The 3,515-nt window shown below is 37.4% G+C and carries 1 pseudogene; it reads right to left on the reverse strand.

Features of this window, described 5'->3' with window-relative positions:
- Nucleotides 1-2,838, reverse strand: a pseudogene (locus tag ACFIL3_RS09250) (autotransporter outer membrane beta-barrel domain-containing protein); the annotation flags it as partial.
- Nucleotides 2,839-3,515 lie beyond the last annotated feature (677 nt).

The following is a 3,515-nucleotide window of genomic DNA, read 5'->3' on the forward strand; positions in this document are numbered from 1 at the left end:
GATCAGAAGTCTATCGGTTTTTTGATCGGCACTTGCTACGCCATCACTCCAAGCAATGTTGAAGTAAATCTTTGCATCACCAGAGGCGTTGTAGACGGCTTGCGTATCTGGTTTACCAGAACCTATATGCAATGTGTGATAATGATCTTCTGTTGGTCCATTAAAGATAATAGAGCTGTTATCGAAATTAAGCGTGGAAATATCAGAACGTGATCTTTGAGCAATATCAAGCAGATTGCCATCAGCATCTTTTTCTTTTGTACTGGTCTTTAGTGTCCATGTTGTCTTGTTTTTTAGATCAAAACGTACATTTCTGTCTTTAGCAATATTCGCTCTGCCTTCTAAATTTGAATGATCAGCGCTTAATGTGAAGGTGCCATTGGAGATCTCATTAATATCTTTCTCTTCCCAAAAGCTTTCTTTTTTTGTAAAGAGGCCGTCCCTTAATAACACGTCGGCATGGATTTCTGAATTTGTGAGATTAACTGTACCAATTGACAGATCAGCACTATTTTTAATGTTAGCGTTAGTGAAAGCTCTAATGAAAATTCCTGTGCCATTTTCAGCATGAAGCTCTGCATTGGTCAGATTGATTTCATTGCTATGATGTTTTTGTGGATCATTTAGCTCATCTTGTTTGGTAGTAGGGTGAGTTACGAATTGCAAACCAGAAACTTCTGCTGTTGCAGAAACATTTGTCAAATCAATATGCCCACCGTTGATTGCAAATAACGCCGTTTCGTTCGCTGCTACGGATCCTCCCGTCATGTTGACTGCACCACCATCGATTGCTGCAAGCCCAGTTTCACTATTACTAATCGTTGTTTTTTCAAGAAAAATTACACTGTTTGCGCCATTAGAAAATACACCAGATGACTTATCGCTATCATTTGTTTTTAGGGTCACATCTGCAACAGTAATATGTCCACCATTTTCAGCAACCAATGCATTACCTTTCCCCGTGACGGTTCCTTCCGTCATGCTGATGGTGGAGTTTGAACCTTCCGCATAGAGTCCAACGTTATCAGATGTAATGTTTGCATTGTTGGTTAAAGTGATGGCACTGCCGCTTTTAGCAGATATTGTTGTATTTTGTGCATGAAATGATCCTCCCGAGATTGTTATTGTCGAATCATTCTCTGCTAATACACCTTTTTCAAATACACCGGTGGCTGCTTGAGCCACTGTTACATCTTTTAAAGTGACGGTACTTTTATTTGCGTTTATTCCATAGTACAGTGTCCCATCCTTTTGAACACCCGATATTGTCACATTTTCTAGTTTGTTTTCACTACTGTTACTGTTTGAGAATATAGCACCAGTTGAAGAAGTTGTAATGGTTCCCCCAGTCATCTTGATTGCGCCACCGTTTTGTGCTTGAAGCCCAAAGAAAGCATCATTAATCGTTGTCTTTCCAAGTAATTCAATCATGCTACCAAGGCCACTAGAAACTGCACCAGTTCCATAACCATCTTTTGTTTTTAGGGTGACATCTGTAACAGTAATATGGCCACCGGATGTTGTCTTTACTGCTTGCTCTTTCGCTGTGATGCTCCCCCCTGTCATTTCGATGATGGACTTTGAATCTGCCGCATGGAGTCCAGCAGCATTATTAGATGTAATGTTTGCATCGCCAGTTAAAGCGATGGTGCTGCCGTTTTGAGCAAATATTGCTGTTCTTTCTGCATCAAATGATCCTCCTAAAACGTTTATTATGGAATCATATGCCTCTATGGCAGTTTGTGCTTGCGTCACTGTTACATTATTTAAAGAGATATAACTTGCATCTGCTTTTATTCCAAAGAACAGTGGCACATCCTCTTTAATACTCGATATGGTCACATTTTCTAGTTTGTTTTCATATTTATAACTGTGACTGTTTAAGAATGTAGCACCAGCTGCAGAAGCTGTAATGGTTCCTCCAATCATCTTGATTGTGGCCTCATCTATTACTTGAATCCCGATGAAAGCATTATTAATCGTTGTCTTTCCAAGTAATTCAATTATGCTAAGGTCTTCACAAGCTACACCAATTCCATAAACATCTTTTGTTTTTAGGGTGACATCTGTAGCAATAATATGGCCACCGTATGTTGTCTTTACTGCTTGCTCTTTCGCTGTGATGCTCCCTCCTGTCATTTCGATGATGGCCTTTGAACCTGCCGCATAGAGTCCAACATCATTAGATGTAATGTTTGCATCGCCAGTTAAAGTGATGTTGCTGCCGTTTTGAGCAAATATTGCGGTTTTTTCTGCATCAAATGATCCTCCTAAAACTTTTACTGTGGAATCATATGCATCTATGGCAGTTTGTGCTTGTTTAACTGTTACATTTTCTAAAGTGATAAAACTTTTCTTGTTTATTTTTATTCCAAGGAGTGATGATGCTTCATTTTTATTATCTGATATTACTACATTTTGCAGTATATTTCTATTATCCTTACTACCATCGATATAAACGCCAGTTTGAGAAGCTGTAATGTTTCCCCCGGTCAGGTTGATGTTAGCGCCGTCTTTTACAGAAATACCAAAACGAACATCAGAATCAGTGCCTTGAATATTTAAGCCATTTAATTCAAGCGCACTGTTAGCACCTTCAACTGTTACAACATATTTATCGCTACCTGTGTCTGTATTTGTGTTTTTATTTCCAGTTACGGTTACAGTACTACCGGTGATTTTTCCTTTGTTTTTTACATAAATAGTCTCGTACGTTTTTCCGGATATATCTTTTTCTTCGTTGGCAACGTCAAGAGTTTCAGCATGTGCAGTGAACTGGATGTTGAATAGTATGATAGCAGCCGCAGCTGTGCATGATAAAAGGGATGTTTTATACACTAGTATTCTCCTTATGAGAGTTCCCAAATATTCATTTCCCCGCGAACTTTATAAGAAGAAGTGAAAATGGATAGTTGTTATTAATTTCAGTAATTGTTTTTATTTGGTAAGACATTTTTGGTTTTTTGTCAAAATTAAAAAATAATTGATATTAATTATGTCTAATACAAAATGTATTTATAATGGATTTTATTTAAAGAATTATAATTTTGAATATTATTATTCAGAGAAATATTGTGAGATACTGATATAGTGGTACCATGACATCTTTTACATGATGGTAGGGATTATTATATACCCCAAATTGGGGTTATGAGGGAACAAAAAAGGATGTAGAAGAAGCTTGTAAAAAAGCTAACTTACTTGGGGTTAAAGTGGGTTTTCATCTTTCAACACAGTGGTATTAATTTATTTCTAATAGACTTCTCTTTTTTTCAAAGTAGGAAGTACTCTTCATCCACTGGGGATGGAAGTGCTCTGTTGCGTTTGTTGTGTCTTGTCTTGGTGATTTTCGTAAAGAACTAAGTATAAAGAGGGAAGGGTGCTTTAAAAGGAAAAAGGATGACTTTAATGTACAAAAAGGGCAGCATATTGTGCTGCCCTTTTTATTAAATTGAATAGAATGAATAGGCTATTTTTACAGCCTTGATTTAAAACTGATAGCGTATGCCGCCTGA

This window comes from Bartonella sp. CE47NXGY, assembly GCF_042195415.1.
Lineage (GTDB): Bacteria > Pseudomonadota > Alphaproteobacteria > Rhizobiales > Rhizobiaceae > Bartonella.